Source organism: Streptomyces sp. CRCS-T-1, assembly GCF_024442335.1.
Lineage (GTDB): Bacteria > Actinomycetota > Actinomycetes > Streptomycetales > Streptomycetaceae > Streptomyces > Streptomyces koelreuteriae.
Window position 1 is genome coordinate 592,883 of the sequence record NZ_CP101651.1, and the last position, 16,596, is coordinate 609,478.

Sequence of the window (16,596 nt, forward strand, 5' to 3'; positions counted from 1 at the left end):
GAGATGATCGTGGGAGCAGCGCCGTCGAGTCCTCCGAGCCGCTGGTTCAGAGGAACTGGCTTTGGTGTCCGCTTCGGTGGGCTGACCGCGGTGGTGTCCACTGCTGCCATTGGGAATGCATGGGCTACGTGTGACATCGGCAACGGCGTAACCAATGGCATGGCTTTGCTGTTTCTTGTCCCTCTCATTTGGATCGCCGCTGCGGTTCCGTGGGTGATCCTGCACAGCACCCTCGGAAGACGTCATCGCAGGACAGCCCTGACTGCAGAGCTCATCTTCACCCTGTGGTTCACCTGGTTCCTTGTCACATGGCTCGGCATGCCGGATTCCTACCCCGCCCCGTTGTGCCCGGGCAACATCCCACCCTGGTGGCCGAGCTTCATCCCAGCATGACTCCGGCGTAGCCCGTGAATGACCTCGGCAGCGGCAACCTACTCAACACAGTGCCCCCCGACCAGCTGCGGTACGCCAGCAAGATCATGTTACGAGTTCTAAGGTCCGGCGGTAGACAACAGCCGCGCAGAGGCACGGGACCGTGAAGGCTTCGTTCAGCCGCTCGGTCCTCTTGGGTCCTGAGCCCGTGAGGCAGCTCTGCAGACCACGATTCCGCAGTTCAGGCTGTTGTCAGGAATCCATCGAGCGCAACCGTTGCGGTGCGAGACGGTGGAGCGGCGGTGCAGCCCTCGATCTCTGCGTCCAACTACATCCGCAGGAGCACGACTTATTGCTGTGGACTACCCTCCTTCAGATGATCACGAGGGCGTACGAAGCTGGCGACCGCACTGGCGTCCGCCAGGTGTACGCGGACGCGATGTCGTTGGCCTACGCCGAGATTCTGTCTCCAGACGTTCTCCGCGTCAGCCTTGCCGCAGGGTGGCGCGGCCTACTCCGAGGTCACAGCGTGATCGTGGCTGTCGACGAGCTCGACATCGTTGGGTTCGTCGACGTCGCCTCGGGCGACGAACCGGGCCACTGCTATGTGTACGACCTCTTTGTCGCGCCGCAGGCACAGGGAGCCGGTGTCGGACGACGCCTCATGGAAGCAGCTCACAAAGCAATGGACGGCATGGGAGCAACCCAACGGTTCCTGTGGGTGCTGGAGGGGAATGAGCGGGCCATGGCGTTCTATGAGCGAGAGGGGTGGCGGCGCGACGGTCAGCGCGTGCTGAGTAGTCGAGGCGTGCATCGCTTGAGATATCAGTACGGGCGCGGCGCGGGAGCCTCGAGCCGGACGCCAAGTCTGAGTCCAGAGAAGTGACCGGCCGAAGCCGATCACGCCGCTCCAGATGTCCTCCGCGACCTTCCCGAGCAACACGAGGTCGCGGTGCGGATGATCCCGCTCTGGGCCGACCCGATGGCTTCGTAACTCACGGGCGACGCTGCCTGTCACCGAGAAGATCTCCGATCCTCCACCGCGGCTCGTTTGATCGACCAGACTTGCCCTTGTTTTCCAAGGGAGAAGGGACGGCGAGCATGGCGGGCAGTGCTCTTCTGGTGATGGACATCCAACGGGACGTCGTGGCCATCGCCGACGACGGTTCCGGATATCTGCCGCGTTTGCGCAGGGCGATCGACGGTGCCCGGGCTGCCGGCATCCCCGTGATCTACGTGGTGATGGGGTTACGGCCGGGCGATCCGGAAGTCAGCCCTCGCAACAAGGTGATCACAAACGCCGTGCGGGCCGGCCTGTTCACCGAGGGCGCCCCTGGCACCGAGATCCATGACGACGTCGCGCCCCAGCAGGGCGACGTGGTGGTGACCAAGAGGCGAGGGAGCGCATTCTCGGGCAGCGACCTCGACTTGATACTCAGGGCTCGCGAAATCGACAGCCTTGTTCTCACCGGCATCGCCACCAGCGCTGTAGTGCTGTCCACTCTCTGGCACGCCATCGACCTGGACTTCGGCCTCACCGTCCTGGCGGATGGCTGCCTCGACACCGACCCTGAGATCCACAAGATGCTCACCGAGAGGCTGTTCCCGCAATGGGCAGATGTCATGGCCGTCGAGGACTGGCTGAAAGCCATCAGACCGCAATAGCGGGGGGCCGCCCGGACTTCACGACGGATCGCTGCGCACAGTTCAACCTTGTCTGGGGCGCCCTAGGTGTGCTGTCCGGCGAGGGGATGCCTTCCACATTTCGGCACGGCGGAACTTACGGTTTGTGGGTTACCCAGAGCAGTTCCGCCGGCCAGCGGTGTGCCCAGTCGGGTGGGTCGGTTTCGTTGTAGCCGTTGGGTGTTCCGAGCTCGGGCCGCGGCTCGATGAGGTCATCGATGATGAGACCCGCGCCGCGCAGGACCTTGACCCAGCCGCCGTAGGTGAGCTGATAGCTGGTCGCGCCGTCGTCTTCGGCGATGGTGTTCAGCCCGAAGTAGTCCTGCTGCAGCGTCGTGGTCACGCGGCCGGCGGCTTCGTCGTAGCAGGCTTCGAACCATGGGCTGGCGACATTGAACACCAGGCGCCCACCGCGGCGCAGGATGCGTGCGGCCTGCGGGACGGCCAGGTGCGGGGGCGCCCAGCTGAGCCCACCGAAGTCGCAGAACACCAGGTCGAAGCTGTCGGCGGCGAAGGGGAGTTGTTCGGCGGCGCCTTGCACCAGCGGGTAGCGAGCAGATCCCATCGCGCGGAGTGCTGCGGTGAGTTGGGCTTCGGACAGGTCGAGCCCGACCACGGTGGCGCCCTCGGCGGCGAGCGCCCTGGACCACTGGCCGGCGCCGCAGCCGAGTTCGAGGACACGCTTGCCGGTGACGTCGCCCAGGGCGTGCAGGTGCGTGTCGGGGATGGAGTACATGCCCCACAGCCGAGGTGCGGCGCCGATCTGCGGATCGTGCTCGTGCTGGTAGGCGCTGCTGATCCGGTTCCAGAGCCGCCGGTTCGCGGGGATGCTGTCCACACGCCGACTCCAGCACTGCCTGCCGGAGGCGGTCAACACGATGAGGGCACTGGCCTGCCCTCGCCTCGGTCCGCCCCTGACTCGGCCCCCGCCGTACGAGCCTCAGGACATGCTGCCCCGGCACACCGTTCCCGGTGCGGGGGTGCGGCCGGTGCGGAGGTAGTAGTCGACCGTCTCCGTGACGCAGCGGTTCTGCGGGTATGTGCCGTGGCCCTCCTCCTCGGCCGTCAGGAGGACGCCGACACCGTCGCCCAGGGCGCGGGCCATGTGGCGGGCACCGGGGTAGGGGGTGGTCGGGTCGCCGGTGCCGCCGACCACCAGGACGGGGGCCGCGCCGTCGGCGTTCACCTGAAGCGTGGTGCGCTCGCCGTCGAACGGCCAGTCGTAACAGAGGTAGACACCGGTGGACCAGGCCGCGCCGAAGACAGGTGAGGCGGCTTTGACGCGGGCCTCGTCCCTGTCGAGGCGTTCGAAGCCGGGGCGCAGACTGGAGTCCGCGCAGGTGATCGCGGTCTGGGCGGCGCGGCTGTTGTCGCGCGGGGTCGCCGCGCGGTCGGCGGAGCCGATGTGGTCCGCGCCTTTGCTCAGCGGACGGCCGTCGTTGTGGTCGATCAGCGCGGTGAGGGCCTTGGCGAGCGGCGCCCAGCCGTCCGTGCCGAGGCCGAGATGGTCGCTGACGGTGTTCGCGAGGTCGTCGGCGTCGAGGTTCCTTCCGCCGCCGGCCGGGGCGGGCTTCTTCTCCAGGCGGTCGGCCAGGCGCACCATACGCCGCGCGGCCTCCTCGGGCCCATCGCCGGTCGGGCAGTGGCGGATACGGGCCGCGCAGTGCGCGGCGAACCGGTCGAACGCCGCCTGGACCGCCTTGACCTGCGACACCTGCTCCTCGTTGAGGTTCTCGGTCGGATCGACGGACGCTTCGAGGACGAGCCGTCCGACGTGCGACGGGTGCAGGTGGGCGTAGACCGCGCCGAGCGCCGTTCCGTACGAGACGCCGAAGTAGTACAGCCGCTCGTCGCCGAGGAGGTAGCGCATCAGGTCGAGGTCGCGCGCGGTGTGCGAGGTGCCGATGTACGGGAGGAGCGCCCCGGAGTGCTCGGCGCAGGCGTCGGCCCCGTCGTAGCCGGTGTCGTCCGCGGACTTCCCGCATCGCACGGGGATGGTCGCGCCGACGCCGCGCGGGTCGAAGGAGACCAGGTCGTAGCGGTCGAGGAGCGTCTCGTACTGGTTGAGGCGTTCGGGCAGTCCGGACACGCCGGACACGCCGGGGCCGCCGAAGTTGAGGACGAGCGAGCCGATGCGCCGGGCGTTCGGGCCGGTGGCCTTGCGGCGGATCAAGGCGACGTCGATCGTCCTGCCGTCCGGCTTCCGGTAGTCCAGGGGGACCTTCATGGTGGCGCAGTCGTAGCCCGTGCGCGCGGTGGGCGGCGAGGAGCAGCGGGACCAGCGGAGGTGCTGGCCCGTGGTGAGCGCGGTGGGCAGACCGGCGGGCGGGTTGTTCGCGGTGAACTCCGTACGCGGCTCCGCACTCCGGCCGGGAGCGTCGTGCTGGAGCCAGGCGCCGACGGCCCCGATCGCGGCGAGGACGACCCCGGCGATGATGCACGCGCCGGCCGCGAGGCCCGGTCTGCGGCTTCGTAACGGACGTGCGTCACTCATCGAAATCCCCGCGCTCCCGCCCCTGGACGCCCGCCCCGGGCCCACATGCCCGTACGCGTGATCGTCCGATCCTCGAATGCGTGAAGGATACAAGCCGCCTCCGACAGCACGGCCGGACGCCCGGCGTGCGATGTCCGGGGCGGCGGGCTCGTCACGGCCGGTCAGCCAGTGGCGGATCGGGACACGGCTCGACCACGAAGCCAGGGGCACGGAGCGATCGCTGTCGAGCTGAGAACAACGAAGCAAGCCACTGAGGACAGCACCTCAACAGGACCGAAGAGGCCGGCGGTCTCGTCCGGGTACTCGCCGAAGGGAGGAGGCACCTGGAGCCGATACGCCGGCGGAGACCGCTTAAAGTCACCATCCGGCTGGAACCCACGGAGAACTCACGACAGTTGAATACGCGAGCCCACCAGCATACCGACGCCCGACCGCGCCTTTGCCACCAAGGGCCACAGCTCCGTCGCCGAAGCCAGGAGAGAATCCGGCTGCAACTGCAATTGACAGCATGCCGGTTCGATGCGCCGCTCGCGCAGGACCCCCGCGTCCGCACGCTGGCGCTTCCCCGGCCGGTCGGCGCCGCCTGCGCCCGCAACCTGGCCCTCAACAAGGTCCGCACCCCGTACATGAACTGGGCGGACGACGATGACGAGTTCGCCCACGACGCCATGGCCGTACAGCTGAACACCCTGGAGTCGACCGGGGTCGGCTGGTGTGCGGGCTGGAGCGAGGACCAGTACCCCGACGGCTCGACCACCCTGTGGCGGGCCCCCACGCCGCCCGGCCGGCAGGAGGCCGGTGACGTGTCGACGTACTGGAAGTCGCCGGCGGACACCATCCCCATCGGGCCGACCACGATCCTCGCCCGCACCGACCTCGTGCGCGCCGCCACGATGGGCGGCCTCGTCCAGGGCGAGGACTACTGCGCGGCCCTCGGCGTCACCGCTCTCGCCCCCGGCATCCTGCTGCCGGTCCCGGTGTACCGATACCGCAAGTGGGACGGGCAGATGACGGCCCAGGTGGGATACGACCAGCTGGAGGCGGCGGCCCGAGAGCACGCCTGGGCGGTACTGGCGATCCTCGACGAGGCCGCCTATGTCTGCAAGATCAGCGACCTGCCGGACCTCTCCCACCTCGGCAGCCGCGGGATCATCCCGATCACCATCCTGCAGTCCTACCGCCAGGGCCAGAGGGTCTGGGGGGGGGACGCGGGCGTGGATGCCCTGTGGTCAGCGTCGACCGTGAAGGTCATCGGCTCCGGCATCGACGACCCCGACTTCGCCAACAAGCTCAGCCGGCTGATCGGCGACCACGAGGTGGAGACCACCTCCACCTCGCACTCGGAGTCCGGGAAGTCGACCTCGGTCAGCATGCGGCAGGAGCGGATCCTGCCGGCCGACGCGATCCGGGCCCTGACCCCAAGGGCACCGCGCTCTGCTTCGCCGGGGCGGGCGTGCATGCTGCTTCCTGGGCGGCCATGACCTGATCGCCGTACTGGAAGGCCCACGCGCCGAAGGCGTCGATGGGCGCCAGCAAGGTCCGGCCCAGAGACGTGAGTCGATACTCGACCCGTGATGGTGCGTCAGGGTCTGCCTGCCGGTCGACCAGTCCGTTGAACTGCAGTCGGCGCAGAGTCTCGGTGAGGACCTTGGAGCTGATGCCCCCGATCCGCTCCCGTAGTTCGACCGGGCGCCTGGGGCCGTCGCGCAGGGCCCAGAGCACGACGGCGTTCCAGGTGTTGGAAAGCAGGTCGAAGGCGAGGCGTGCGCGGCAGTCGGCGAGGAAGGCATCAGTCGTCACGTACCAAATGGTGCCCGAACCGCCTTCTAGCGTCGGTGCACATGGTCATAGCAGGCGCGGAGAGGGGACGCATGATGAGAATCGGCGTACTGGGGACAGGCAATATGGCCGACGCGCTCGCCACCCACTGGGTGCGGGCCGGACACCAGGTGATCATCGGGGGACGGGACGTACGCAAGGCAGAGCGGCTCGCGACGCGCATCGGAGGCAGCACGAAACCTGCCGGTCTGCGCGCGGCGGCCGAGTTCGGCCAGGTGGTGTTGGCCGCGCTGCCCTTCGGGGCGGGAGCAGACGTGGCGCGGGACATGCATGCGGCCCTGGAGGGCAAGGTGCTGCTCGACTGCTCCAACCCGGTCGGTCCAGGGTTCCGGCTGCTGACGGAAGGAGGCCCTTCGGCCGCGCGGCGATTTGCCGCTGCGGCACCGGGAGCCCACGTGGTCAAGGCTTTCAACCTCTGCCACGAGGACGTGTGGCGCATGCGGCCGCCCGTCTTCGATGGGCGACCACTGGCCGTTCCGATCTGTGGGAATGACGAGGAGGCTCTCGTGTTTGTACGCGAGTTGGTGCGGGACGTGGGCTGCGAACCCGTGGCTGTCGGCGGTCTCGAACGTGCGGGACTCCTGGAAGCGACAGCCGCGCTGTTCATCACCCTCTGGGTCGGCGAGGGAGCGGATGCGCAAGCAGTCGCACCGCCACTGGCATACGCAGCCGGACCAAGCCACCAGGAAGCGGACGGCGGCACGGCGGTTCTCCATTAGGCATTCTTGTTGCTACTCACTCTCGGAAGGGCTGCTTCACCCAGCCCTGGTCCCAATTGGATACCTGGTGGGTGCGCCCGCGCAGTTCCTGGAAGTACCACTGCCCGTCACGCTTCACGAACCGGTCGGTGTAGTCGATCGTGAGGATCACGGCGTCCTGCGCGCCGGCGTCGTCCGTGCGGGCAATGGTGCACAGGCACAGGAGGCGGAAGTTGCCGATGGCCGACAAGCCGTCCTCGGCGATTTCCACCTGCGGGTTGATGACGTAGTGCTGGGCCCACAAGATCTTCTTCGGGAGGTCCTTGAAGTGTTCGGTGATCTCGACGCGGCCGTTGTTACTGCCTCCCTCGCCGTCGACCACCCAGCGGCCGTCGGGGGTGAAGAGGGACGCGATGCCCTGGGCGTCATAGGCGTTGTCGCAGTGAGCCGCGTACCGGTACTTCAGTTGCTCGACGGCGCGAGCGTCTTCGAGCCGGTTCAGGCGGGCCTCCAGCGCGGCAACGGCGGTGAGGGCTTCGTGTGTATCAGACATGAGGGTCCTTCAGTGTTCGACTGCATGGAACGGGGCAGCTGATGAGTCCTGGCCGCGGACGTCACCATGCGGTGTGTCGCTTCCAGGAAGGTCTAGGAATCCTTGACCGTGATCCAGCCGGGTGTGTAGTCGAAGCCGGAGATCCGCCAGATGCCGCTCTGGCGGCGGAGGTCCAACTGGTAGTGGGCTCCGTAGAGGTCTTGGCCATTGGGCGCGGCCGGCTGCTGCGGAATGATCCTGCCCACAACGAGGTGAGCGCTGGTCTGTGCCTCGTCGACCGTGACGTGCAGCGTCCGGCCGAAGTGCTGCATCCATGGCCACCCGCGCCGGAAGGACTTCATCTGGCCGATGACTTCATGGCGACCGTTGAGGTCGCCCATCGGGGGGAATGACCCGGAGATGTCCTCGGTGAAACAGTCGTGCAGGAGCGTGAAGTCGCCTTGGTCGATGGCCCATGAATAGCGTGCGTAGAAGTCCGCTGCCTGTTGCACGGCGTCGTCGGCGTCGAGGTCGGGGATGCCACGGCCCCACGGCGAGTCCAGCTCACTCACGATGGTGGGTGCCGCGTCGCCGAGCTTCCAGCCTTCCGCTGACGGGAGGCTCCACGGGGCAAACCGTGCCGGGTCTCCGTCGGTCCATGGGATGGACAGCCGCAGCTCCGCGAACTGCCAGCCCGCCTCGCTCCGCACGAGGTCGGCCAGGAGCGTCGCGCCGAAAGTGGAGGGCGCGGGGTCGGAATGGGAGCTGGTGCCGTAGAGGTACGACGTCAGCACGGTCCGGCGATCGTCTCCCCTGACGGAGTGATTGGTGGTGACCAGACGGAGGGCCGTCTTGGCGACGATGTCGGCGCTGAACAGGGCGGCGATCTCCGCCGCACCGCGAGCCTGCCCGTGCGCGCTGGAATGCAGCACGCTCGATTCGGTGAAGAGGCGACTCAGGGCAGATTCGTCGCCGTTGGTCCACCCCCTGGCGAAGGCGTCCAGAGTGGCGCGTACGTCCTTGGTGATCGGGTTCATCGATCGGCCCCCCACTGTGGAGGGGAGGAGCATGGCTTCTTGCTGCGAGACATGGCGCCGACGCTAAACATTCACATCAGTGTGAATGTCAAGCAGCGGGGGTTTTCCGATGGCCCGGGACCGTCTGGCTTGCGACTGCCAGGTAGTCGCGGATCGCGTCACGATTGCGCGTCAGGGTCTCGATGCGCCGCTCGATCTCGCCGAGCTCCCGCGCCAGGTTGGCGGCCAGCTCCGGGTCGACCATGGGGCGCAGCTCGGCTCCCGCACCCAGGAAGCAGGGCACGATCTCACGGATGACATCGGTGCTCAGCCCCGCCTGGAGCAGGTCGCGAATCTGCTGGACGCGCTGCACTGAGCTCTCGGGGTAGTCCCGATAGCCGTTGGGGAGGCGGTCGGGGTGGAGCAGGTCCTGCTGCTCGTAGTAGCGCAGGAGCCTGGTGGCGACCCCGGTACGTCGGGAGAGTTCACCGATTTTCACAGTGACGCACCTCACTCCATTTCGTCTTGACCTTGACATCGATGTGCAAGTTTAACGTCGGTGTCCGGCGTCGCAGTTCCGCCCCGCCTCCCCTGTACACCCACTGCCTGATCACGTGATCCACGCCGACCGGCCCAGCTCCGCGTCCGCAGCTGCAGAAAGGCAATCCCGCACCACCATGAAGAAGCTCCGCGACATTCCGCTCTCCCTGCTCAACCTCGCCCCCATCCGGCACGGCGAGGGCACGGCCACCGAGGCACTGCTCGAGACCATCGAACTCGCCCGTAAGGCAGAGGAGTTCGGCTACCACCGCTACTGGATCGCCGAACACCACAACATGCCCGCGGTGGCGTCCGCCGCGACCTCCGTTCTCGTAGGGCAGGTGGCCTCCGCCACCGAACGGATCAAGGTCGGCTCCGGTGGCATCATGCTCCCCAACCACGCCCCGTACGTGGTCGCCGAGCAGTTCGGCACCCTTGCCTCCCTCTTCCCGGGGCGCATCGACCTCGGCATCGGGCGAGCTCCGGGCACCGACCCGTGGACGGCCCAGGCCCTGCGCCGCGGCGACGCCGGTGCCAAGGACTTTCCGGCGCAGGTGGCGGAGGTGCGGCGCTACCTGGAGCCGACCACACCCAAGCAGCGGGTACGCGCCATCCCGGGCGAGGGCACCAAGGTCCCGCTGTACGTTCTCGGCTCCTCCACCTTCGGCGCGGCCCTGGCCGCACAGGAGGGCCTGCCCTTCGTCTTCGCCTCGCACTTCGCACCCACCCAGCTCGCCGCCGCGCTGGAGGTCTACCGAGCAAACTTCCGCCCCTCGGAGAGCCTGGAGAAGCCGCAGGCCATCGTCGGCGTGAACGTGATCGCCGCCGACACCGACCGCGAAGCCCGGCGCATCTTCACGACCCTGCAGCGCAAGTTCCTCACCCTGATCCGCGGCGAACTCCAGAACCTGCCCCCGGTCGACGACATCGACCGGCATTGGTCCCCGCAGGAAGCCGCGGCCGTCGAAGACATGCTGCGCGAGTCCGTGGTCGGTTCGCCCGGCACCGTCCGCGAGGGCCTGGGTGCGCTGCTCAAGCGCACCGGGGCCGACGAGCTCATCGTCCTGACCGAGACCTGGGACTTCAAGGACCGCATCCGCAGCTACGAACTCCTCGCCGAACTGAAATCCGCGTGACCCCCGAATCTCCCCCTACTCATTCCGGCTTCCCTGCCCACGCAGCAGGGTGCAGCGAGGACCCGACACCATGAGCACCACGACACTGTTCGACAGCACGACACTGGGCGCCCTCACCGTGCCCAACCGCATCGCAATGGCCCCGATGACCCGGTCACGGGCCGCCGTGGACGGCACCCCGACCGAGTTGATGAGCACGTACTACGCCCAGCGTGCCACCGCCGGGCTGATCATCGCCGAGGGCACCCACCCCACCGCCGCAGGCCGCATCGGCCCCGGCGCGCCAGGACTGCACCAGGACGCCCACCGTCTCGGCTGGTCCTACGTGGCAAACGCGGTGCACGACGCCGGGGGGAGGATCTTCGTACAGCTGATGCACGCCGGACGCCTCGCCCACCCCTCGTTTCTACCCGACGGGCTGCACCCCGTGGCTCCTTCGGACATCGCCGCGCGAGCGGAGGTGTATACCGCCGGTGGACGGAAGGCGGCGGTCCGTCCGCAAGCGCTCACCCATGAGCAGATCCTGGACGTCATCGACGACTTCGCCCAGTCGGCGGTGCGCGCGATGGCCGCTGGGATGGACGGTGTGGAGATCCACGCCGCCAACGGCTACCTCCTGCACCAGTTCCTCGCCGAGAATGCCAACCTGCGCACTGACGGCTGGGGCGGATCTCTCGACGCCAGGATCCGGCTGACGGTCGAGGTCGTACGAGCGGTGGCCGCAGCCATCGGCCCGCACCGCGTCGGGCTGCGGATCTCCCCGGGAAACCAGTTCGGCGGCCTCGTCGAGCAGGCACCGGAGGCGACGTACACCGCGCTGGTCCAGGAGCTGGCCCAGGACGGTCTGGCCTACCTCCACCTTGTCGAGACGGGTACCAACCTTGATGACCGCATCCGGGCTGTGTGGCCCAGCGCTCTCGTGATCGCACCAATGGCCGGCCGGCCGGGTGATGTCACCAAGGTCAATGCGGCGAACGCCTGGCTGCGACGCGGTGCCGACCTGGTCGCTTTCGGACGCGGATTCCTCGCCAACGCGGACCTCGTGGAGCGGCTGCGCGTCGGCGCCCCGCTCAACGCCCTCGCACCCCACGGGCTCTACGGCGGAGATCACCGCGGATACACGGACTACCCAACCCTGGAACAGCTTCCCGCAGTTGACGCCTGACCGGCCCGGCAGAACCTCTGCCGCACCGGCTGCCCTGCGGCGGCCGCCGTTCTGGAAGTACCTGGGAAGTCCCGAGCCGTGATCTCGTTGCGTTTGGTGTGATCATGACGTCCGGGTATCTCTCCATGGCTGACTAGGCGCCAGGAAAGTATTTCTGCAGGTCAACGCACCCTGCCTCGCGGCTTCAGTGCTACCGCCGGCAGTTCGGGGGCCGGCAGCGGGGCCCCGTCGTAGCCCTTCACCTCCCCGAACCGCGACCCTTCCATCCAGTCCTGACGCGCCTGCACGATCTCTTCCTGGGACCGTCCGATCCAATTCCAGAACATGATCAACTCCTCCTCGAACGGCTCGCCGCCCAGGAGCATCAGGCTTGCGTCCGACTCCGCCCGCAGGGGCAGTTCGCTGCGGCCGCAGCCGAGGTAGAGCATCGAGCCGGGCAGGACCGGGACGCCGTCGACGTGGGCTTCGCCGGACATGGACAGGACGGCGTACTCGAAGTCCGGTTCCAGGGGGAGGCGTAGGTCCGCGCCTCGGGTCAGGGCGAGGTCGGCGCCGACGATCGGGGTGAACGCCGTGCCGGGCGAGGTGGCGCCGTCGAGGTCACCGAGGATGAGGGTGGCCTTGATGCCGGGTGCCGTGACGACCGGCAGGTCGGCGTGGTGTTCGAAGCGTGGGTCGGTGTGGCGGTGGCCGTCCGGGAGGGCGACCCAGAGCTGCGCGCCGTGCAGGAAACGGGCGTGCGAGCGAGGGCTCTCCTCGGAGTGGCTGATCGCCCGGCCGGAGGTCATCAGGCCCAGTTCGCGCGGGCGGATCGTCTGGAGGCTGCCGGTGGAGTCGCGGTGCAGCACCTCCCCCTCGTGCAGCCAGCTCACCGTCTGCAGACCCATGTGGGGATGCGGCGGCACCTGCATGCCGGGCTCGTCGGCGATGTCGTCGGGGCCGTAGTGGTCGACGAAGCACCAGGCCCCGACCATCCGGCGGCCGAGGTTCGGCAGCAGCCGGCGGACCTCGCTGGACTCGCCCAGTTTGACGCGGCGAGGACTGAGGAGTTCACGCACCGGCTCCGCCACGACGAAGCCCCGGCCACCGCACAGAGCGGGTGCCGCCTCGCGCTCAAGATTGCTCATGGCCACAACCTAGTCCGGCGGGAGGACTCGCGTCAGCGCGTCCATGCGTCGCTGCGTCCATGCGTCGCTGCGTCCATGTGTCGCCGCGGCGCTGCGCCGCGTCATCCAGGCGGTCATGCCCTTGGCCCCCGTCCATAAATAGTCGCCATGTATATAGTCGCCATGTACTGTATCGGCCCATGAGCAATGGTTCCGAAGGCGCGACACCCGGGTTCCTGGTGTGGCGGCTGTCGATGAAGTGGCGGGTGGCCGTCGACCGGGCCGTCGCCCCGTTGGGGCTGACCCATGCGCAGTACTCGCTCGTGGCCTCGCTCTACGGCATGCGACGGTCCGGCGAACGGCCCAGTCAGCGTCGCCTCGCCGACCACACCGGACTCGAACCGCTCTATGTGTCCAAGCTCGCCCGCGCACTGGAGACCGCCGGCCTTCTGGAGCGCACGCGGGACCCGCGCGATCCGCGTGCGGTGCAGCTCGCGCTCACCGAGCAGGGGTGTGAGGTCGGCGCGCGGGCGATCACCGTCGTCCACGGGCTGCTTCAGCAGCTTCTGGAGCCGCTCGGCGGTCTCGAGAGCGCGCGTGCGAGGGAGTTCGCGCGCGACCTGACGGCCCTGCTCGACGCGCCTCTTGATCCCTTCAGCGAGAACGAGACGGAGCAGTCATGACCACCACCACTCCCCCGGTCGGCCCCCGCGTCATCGCCCTGGCCCACTACGCCGGCCGGGCGATCCTCGAGAACGTACTGGCCCGGCACGGCGTCACCTTCCAGCAGTCCGTCACCCTCCGCCTCGCGGCCGTCGCCGAGGGCCCGGTCGGGCGCGAGCGGCTCGTCGACGGGGTCACCGGCGCGCTGAAGATCGACGCGACGGAGGTGCACGCCGTGATCGACGAGCTGATCGCCGCGCGGTTGCTGGCCCCGGACGAGGGATCGGGTGTGCGGATCACAGATGCCGGACGGGAGCTCTACGACACGACCTCCGGGGAGACAGCGCCCCTCACGGCCCGGATCTATGACGGCATTCCGGCGGAGGACCTGGCCGTCGCCGGACGGGTGCTGAGCCTGATCACCGAGCGGGCCGATGCCGAGCTGGCCGCTCTGGCCGGCAGCTACCGAACCAGGTAGTGGAATATTGAACCGACCGGCCCGGTTGTCGGCCTCGAAGGAGGCCCCGAGTGAACACGACCTACGACGCCACGTACTACGCCCATGGAACACCGGCGGAGCGCTGGGAGCGCGCGCAGTTGTTCTTCGACGCCAAGGACTACGCCGCCGCCGCGCGCGTCCTGGTCGGGCTGGTCGAGGAGGTGCCCGAGCAGACCGGGCCGCGGCTGCTGCTGGCGCGCTCCTACTACCACTCGGCCCAACTGTGGCGTGCGGAGAGCGAGTTGCGGACGATCGTCGAGCGTGACCCCGTCGAGCACTACGCCCGGCTGATGCTCGGCCGTACGCTCCAGCGACAGGGGCGGTACGAGGAGGCGGAGTCGCATCTGCGGATCGCCTCGGCTCTCGCGGGCGACTTCGAGCAGAGCTGAGGCTCTTCCAGCAACTCTGACTGTCGGTGATACGAGCGGTGCCCGGCTCGCTAGGGAGCCGGGCACCGCTCGTATCAGAGGGCCTTCCGCTACTGCGCGGGCGTCCCGGTTCCGTACGACCGCCGTCCCCGCCGGTAGGCGATCTCGCCCAGCAGGATGTCGACGGCGAGGAAGGCCGCCAGCGGGATGCCGAACAGCGGCAGGAAGTAGCCGAGCACCGCGACCCCGGCGAGCAGCGGGACCAGGATCTGCGGCGGTACCTGCTGCCAGGCGCCGCGCGGGATCGGCCGGCCGAAGGCGGAGCCGCGGCCGCGCTGCCACCACATGCGGTAGCCCCACACGATCAGCAGGATCAGGGAGAGCGTGAGCAGCATCAGGACGATCTGGTTGGCCAGGCCGAACAGGATGCCGGTGTGCAGGTCGATGCCCCACCGGGTGAGCTTCGCCAGGACGGGGTAGTCGGCGAACCGCAGCACGTCCATGACCTCGCCGTTGGACGGGTCGATCGCGACAGTGTCCTGCTTCGTGGGCCAGCCGCGCTGTACCTGCTTGACGACGTACGCCGAGGTCGCGTCGGCCGGCGGCACGATCTCCACCGGGTCGCCGAGGCCCTCGGCCCGCGCCGCCGCCAGGACCTTGTCCAGGCCCACGCCGTGCGCGGCGTCTCCCGCCTGCCCGGCCGCGGCGCCGTGGCCGGAGTGTTCACCGCCCGCCGCCGCCGACACGGTCGGGGTGGCGTGGCCCAGCGAGGTGCGCAGCTCGTCGATGTTGGCCCCGGCGTAGGCCGACCAGGTGAGACCGGTCGCCGAGAGGAAGAAGAACCCGGCCGCTGCCCACACGCCGATGCTGCCGTGCAGTCCGAGCGTGCGGCGCCGTCCTGTCGTCCCCCGCACCTTGCGCAGGGCGCGGCGGCGGGAGAACCACAGCACCAGTCCGCCGGCCGAGATCACCCACAGCCAGCTGGCCGCCAGTTCGCTGTAGTAGCGCCCTGTCTCGCCCAGGTGCAGGTCCCGGTGGAACTCGTCGATCCAGGTGCGCAGGGGCAACGCGCCGGTCGAGCCGTACTGTTCGAGGGAGCCGCGCACCTTCGCGGTGTAGGGGTCGACGAACACGGCGAGCGCGTGGGTCTCGTCGACGCCCGGGACGCCGGACAGCATGACCCTGGTCGTCGCGTCCGCCTCGGGTGAGGGGCGTACGGCCGAGATGGTGCCCTCGGGGTGGGCCTTGCGGGCGGCGGCCACCTGCTCGCTGATCGGCAGCTTCCGCTCGCCGACCGGGACGGTCAGTTCGTGGTCGTACACGATCTTCTCGGCCTGGAAGGAGGCGGCGTACAGCAGGCCGGTGACGGCGGCGACGAGGAGGAACGGCGCCACCAGCACCCCGGCGTAGAAGTGCAGGCGAAGGACCAGCGGGCGCAAGGGGGCCCAACTGCTCTTCGACGGTGCCGGGGTGGCTGGTTTCGGGGCCTCGTCCGTGGTGGTCGAGGGAGCGGTGGTCATCGGCGGGCTTCTCCGGGGGACGTCTTCTTGGCCGTTGCGTGGTGGTCGTGCGTGGGGCTGTGGTGGTGTTGCGGTGCAGTAGTCGGGGCGGCGGGGCATTCAGTTCCCGACGAGTGCATGTGATGTGCGTCACGTAGGCCGGGAGGGTGCCGTGTCATCCTGACGCGATGGGAACTCCGAGTGATCGCGCACCGCTGGCCGAGCGGGTCGAGGAACTCCTCGCGGGCGGCGTCCCGTTGACCATCGTCGCGGCCGGGGACCCGGTGCTGCGGCGGGGAACCGAGCCGTACGACGGTCAGCTGGAGCCCTCGCTGCTGGCCCGGTTCGTCGAGGCCCTGCGCGTCACCATGCGCGCGGCGCCCGGGGTCGGTCTGGCGGCGCCCCAGGTCGGTGTGCCGCTCAGGATCGCGGTGATCGAGGATCCCGCTCCGGTGCCGGAGGACGTGCGTCTGGTACGCGGGCGGGTGCCGCAGCCCTTCCGGGTGCTGGTCAATCCCGTCTACGAGCCCGTCGGCGACGCGCGGGCCGCGTTCTTCGAGGGCTGTCTGAGTGTGCCGGGCTGGCAGGCGGTGGTCGCACGCCACGCCGGGGTCCGGCTGACCGGGCAGGACGAGCACGGGCGCGCGCTGGACGAGGTGTTCTCCGGCTGGCCGGCGCGGATCGTGCAGCACGAGACGGACCATCTCGACGGCGTGCTCTATCTGGACCGGGCCGAGTCGCGTTCGCTGTCGTCCAACGCGGCGATGGCGGAGCGCTGGGCTCAGCCGACGCCGGAGAAGGCCGCGCGGGCGCTCGGCTTCGAGCTGCCGTAGGGAACGAACGGAAAACCGGAGGCGGCCCGCCGGGCGCCTCAGCTAGCGTGCCGCCCATGTCTACGCCCCGAATTTCCTAGCCGAGGACCCGCTTCCACGCCACCCGTGTGTCCTCTTGCTATGCGGAATTCTTGATCGGAATTCTCGTTCGGA

General features: G+C 68.8%; 18 protein-coding genes and 1 pseudogene. 11 read left to right on the top strand and 8 right to left on the bottom strand.

The genetic code is table 11. The annotated features are described in order from the left end of the window. The first annotated feature begins 3 nt into the window (after positions 1 to 3). The 3 genes from NNW99_RS02670 (at position 4) to NNW99_RS02680 (ending at position 2,037) form a co-directional block, all read left to right on the top strand. Entirely contained in the window at positions 4 to 393 is a 390-nt protein-coding gene (locus tag NNW99_RS02670) for a hypothetical protein (RefSeq protein WP_251057685.1), read from the top strand. Positions 394 to 748: 355 nt separating this feature from the next. Continuing rightward, positions 749 to 1,258: an N-acetyltransferase gene (locus NNW99_RS02675; protein ID WP_215116971.1), complete on the top strand. Its 510-nt coding sequence runs from the start codon at positions 749 to 751 to the stop codon at positions 1,256 to 1,258. A gap of 215 nt (positions 1,259 to 1,473) precedes the next feature. Further along, positions 1,474 to 2,037 (top strand): cysteine hydrolase family protein, encoded by a 564-nt coding sequence (locus tag NNW99_RS02680; RefSeq protein ID WP_215116972.1) that lies wholly within the window; start codon positions 1,474 to 1,476, stop codon positions 2,035 to 2,037. A gap of 115 nt (positions 2,038 to 2,152) precedes the next feature. On the opposite strand, the gene NNW99_RS02685 is transcribed toward NNW99_RS02680, so the two are convergent. Then, positions 2,153 to 2,893 carry a class I SAM-dependent methyltransferase gene (locus NNW99_RS02685; protein WP_215116973.1) on the bottom strand — a complete coding sequence of 247 codons (741 nt, stop codon included), beginning with the start codon at positions 2,891 to 2,893 and terminating at the stop codon, positions 2,153 to 2,155. 102 nt (positions 2,894 to 2,995) lie between these two features. Continuing rightward, the gene (locus tag NNW99_RS02690; RefSeq protein ID WP_215116974.1) at positions 2,996 to 4,549 is read right to left on the bottom strand and encodes an alpha/beta hydrolase; all 1,554 of its coding nucleotides are present in this window, start codon (positions 4,547 to 4,549) and stop codon (positions 2,996 to 2,998) included. 512 nt (positions 4,550 to 5,061) lie between these two features. Here NNW99_RS02690 and NNW99_RS39055 point away from each other — a divergent pair. Further along, positions 5,062 to 6,030, top strand: a pseudogene (locus tag NNW99_RS39055) (TraM recognition domain-containing protein); the annotation flags it as partial. On the opposite strand, the gene NNW99_RS02705 reads toward NNW99_RS39055, so the two are convergent. Then, the gene (locus NNW99_RS02705) at positions 5,915 to 6,349 is read right to left on the bottom strand and encodes a helix-turn-helix domain-containing protein (protein WP_251057686.1); all 435 of its coding nucleotides are present in this window, start codon (positions 6,347 to 6,349) and stop codon (positions 5,915 to 5,917) included. The pseudogene NNW99_RS39055 and the gene NNW99_RS02705 overlap by 116 nt on opposite strands. A 74-nt stretch (positions 6,350 to 6,423) precedes the next feature. Between NNW99_RS02705 and NNW99_RS02710 the strand changes: the two genes are divergently transcribed. Then, positions 6,424 to 7,107 (top strand): NADPH-dependent F420 reductase, encoded by a 684-nt coding sequence (locus NNW99_RS02710; RefSeq protein ID WP_215124118.1) that lies wholly within the window; start codon positions 6,424 to 6,426, stop codon positions 7,105 to 7,107. 16 nt (positions 7,108 to 7,123) lie between these two features. Here the strand turns inward: NNW99_RS02710 and NNW99_RS02715 are convergent, their stop codons facing one another. The 3 genes from NNW99_RS02715 to NNW99_RS02725 all read right to left on the bottom strand — a co-directional run bounded on the left by NNW99_RS02715 (position 7,124) and on the right by NNW99_RS02725 (position 9,133). Continuing rightward, a complete protein-coding gene (locus NNW99_RS02715; RefSeq protein WP_215116975.1) occupies positions 7,124 to 7,639 on the bottom strand; it encodes a nuclear transport factor 2 family protein in 516 nt (171 codons plus the stop codon). Between the two features lie 92 nt (positions 7,640 to 7,731). Further along, positions 7,732 to 8,655 carry a nuclear transport factor 2 family protein gene (locus tag NNW99_RS02720; RefSeq protein WP_215116976.1) on the bottom strand — a complete coding sequence of 308 codons (924 nt, stop codon included), beginning with the start codon at positions 8,653 to 8,655 and terminating at the stop codon, positions 7,732 to 7,734. An 88-nt stretch (positions 8,656 to 8,743) separates the two neighbouring features. After that, on the bottom strand, positions 8,744 to 9,133 hold the full coding sequence (locus NNW99_RS02725) for a MerR family transcriptional regulator (RefSeq protein WP_215116977.1): 390 nt from the start codon (positions 9,131 to 9,133) through the stop codon (positions 8,744 to 8,746). A 178-nt stretch (positions 9,134 to 9,311) separates the two neighbouring features. Here NNW99_RS02725 and NNW99_RS02730 point away from each other — a divergent pair, with 178 nt between their 5' ends. Both NNW99_RS02730 and NNW99_RS02735 read left to right on the top strand, forming a co-directional pair. Next, positions 9,312 to 10,310: an LLM class flavin-dependent oxidoreductase gene (locus NNW99_RS02730; protein WP_215116978.1), complete on the top strand. Its 999-nt coding sequence runs from the start codon at positions 9,312 to 9,314 to the stop codon at positions 10,308 to 10,310. A gap of 70 nt (positions 10,311 to 10,380) precedes the next feature. After that, on the top strand, positions 10,381 to 11,475 hold the full coding sequence (locus NNW99_RS02735; protein WP_215116979.1) for an alkene reductase: 1,095 nt from the start codon (positions 10,381 to 10,383) through the stop codon (positions 11,473 to 11,475). Between the two features lie 161 nt (positions 11,476 to 11,636). Here NNW99_RS02735 and NNW99_RS02740 read toward each other — a convergent pair whose 3' ends face one another. Beyond that, positions 11,637 to 12,602 (bottom strand): pirin family protein, encoded by a 966-nt coding sequence (locus NNW99_RS02740; protein WP_215116980.1) that lies wholly within the window; start codon positions 12,600 to 12,602, stop codon positions 11,637 to 11,639. A 179-nt stretch (positions 12,603 to 12,781) separates the two neighbouring features. Between NNW99_RS02740 and NNW99_RS02745 the strand changes: the two genes are divergently transcribed. From NNW99_RS02745 to NNW99_RS02755, 3 genes are read left to right on the top strand one after another with little or no spacing between them, the layout of a single operon-like run. Further along, a complete protein-coding gene (locus NNW99_RS02745) occupies positions 12,782 to 13,264 on the top strand; it encodes a MarR family winged helix-turn-helix transcriptional regulator (RefSeq protein WP_215116981.1) in 483 nt (160 codons plus the stop codon). Beyond that, positions 13,261 to 13,722 carry a winged helix DNA-binding protein gene (locus NNW99_RS02750; RefSeq protein WP_215116982.1) on the top strand — a complete coding sequence of 154 codons (462 nt, stop codon included), beginning with the start codon at positions 13,261 to 13,263 and terminating at the stop codon, positions 13,720 to 13,722. The genes NNW99_RS02745 and NNW99_RS02750 overlap by 4 nt, the downstream gene beginning before the upstream one ends. Positions 13,723 to 13,772: 50 nt before the next feature. Further along, complete coding sequence (locus NNW99_RS02755) at positions 13,773 to 14,132, top strand: M48 family metallopeptidase (protein WP_215116983.1); 360 nt, start codon at positions 13,773 to 13,775, stop codon at positions 14,130 to 14,132. Between the two features lie 89 nt (positions 14,133 to 14,221). Here NNW99_RS02755 and NNW99_RS02760 read toward each other — a convergent pair whose 3' ends face one another. Next, positions 14,222 to 15,631, bottom strand: coding sequence for a PepSY domain-containing protein (locus NNW99_RS02760; RefSeq protein WP_215116984.1), 1,410 nt, complete (start codon positions 15,629 to 15,631; stop codon positions 14,222 to 14,224). A gap of 167 nt (positions 15,632 to 15,798) precedes the next feature. Between NNW99_RS02760 and NNW99_RS02765 the strand changes: the two genes are divergently transcribed. Further along, positions 15,799 to 16,443, top strand: coding sequence for a peptide deformylase (locus NNW99_RS02765; RefSeq protein WP_215116985.1), 645 nt, complete (start codon positions 15,799 to 15,801; stop codon positions 16,441 to 16,443). The last annotated feature ends 153 nt before the right edge of the window (positions 16,444 to 16,596 follow it).

Excerpts from the sequence above, each read along its gene's own strand:
- NNW99_RS02670 (WP_251057685.1), top strand. The coding sequence starts at position 4 with ATGATCGTGGGAGCAGCGCCGTCGAGTCCTCCGAGCCGCTGGTTCAGA.
- NNW99_RS02675 (WP_215116971.1), top strand. The coding sequence starts at position 749 with ATGATCACGAGGGCGTACGAAGCTGGCGACCGCACTGGCGTCCGCCAG.
- NNW99_RS02680 (WP_215116972.1), top strand. The coding sequence starts at position 1,474 with ATGGCGGGCAGTGCTCTTCTGGTGATGGACATCCAACGGGACGTCGTG.
- NNW99_RS02690 (WP_215116974.1), bottom strand. The coding sequence starts at position 4,549 with ATGAGTGACGCACGTCCGTTACGAAGCCGCAGACCGGGCCTCGCGGCC.
- NNW99_RS02710 (WP_215124118.1), top strand. The coding sequence starts at position 6,424 with ATGAGAATCGGCGTACTGGGGACAGGCAATATGGCCGACGCGCTCGCC.
- NNW99_RS02715 (WP_215116975.1), bottom strand. The coding sequence starts at position 7,639 with ATGTCTGATACACACGAAGCCCTCACCGCCGTTGCCGCGCTGGAGGCC.
- NNW99_RS02720 (WP_215116976.1), bottom strand. The coding sequence starts at position 8,655 with ATGAACCCGATCACCAAGGACGTACGCGCCACTCTGGACGCCTTCGCC.
- NNW99_RS02730 (WP_215116978.1), top strand. The coding sequence starts at position 9,312 with ATGAAGAAGCTCCGCGACATTCCGCTCTCCCTGCTCAACCTCGCCCCC.
- NNW99_RS02735 (WP_215116979.1), top strand. The coding sequence starts at position 10,381 with ATGAGCACCACGACACTGTTCGACAGCACGACACTGGGCGCCCTCACC.
- NNW99_RS02740 (WP_215116980.1), bottom strand. The coding sequence starts at position 12,602 with ATGAGCAATCTTGAGCGCGAGGCGGCACCCGCTCTGTGCGGTGGCCGG.
- NNW99_RS02745 (WP_215116981.1), top strand. The coding sequence starts at position 12,782 with ATGAGCAATGGTTCCGAAGGCGCGACACCCGGGTTCCTGGTGTGGCGG.
- NNW99_RS02750 (WP_215116982.1), top strand. The coding sequence starts at position 13,261 with ATGACCACCACCACTCCCCCGGTCGGCCCCCGCGTCATCGCCCTGGCC.
- NNW99_RS02760 (WP_215116984.1), bottom strand. The coding sequence starts at position 15,631 with ATGACCACCGCTCCCTCGACCACCACGGACGAGGCCCCGAAACCAGCC.
- NNW99_RS02765 (WP_215116985.1), top strand. The coding sequence starts at position 15,799 with ATGGGAACTCCGAGTGATCGCGCACCGCTGGCCGAGCGGGTCGAGGAA.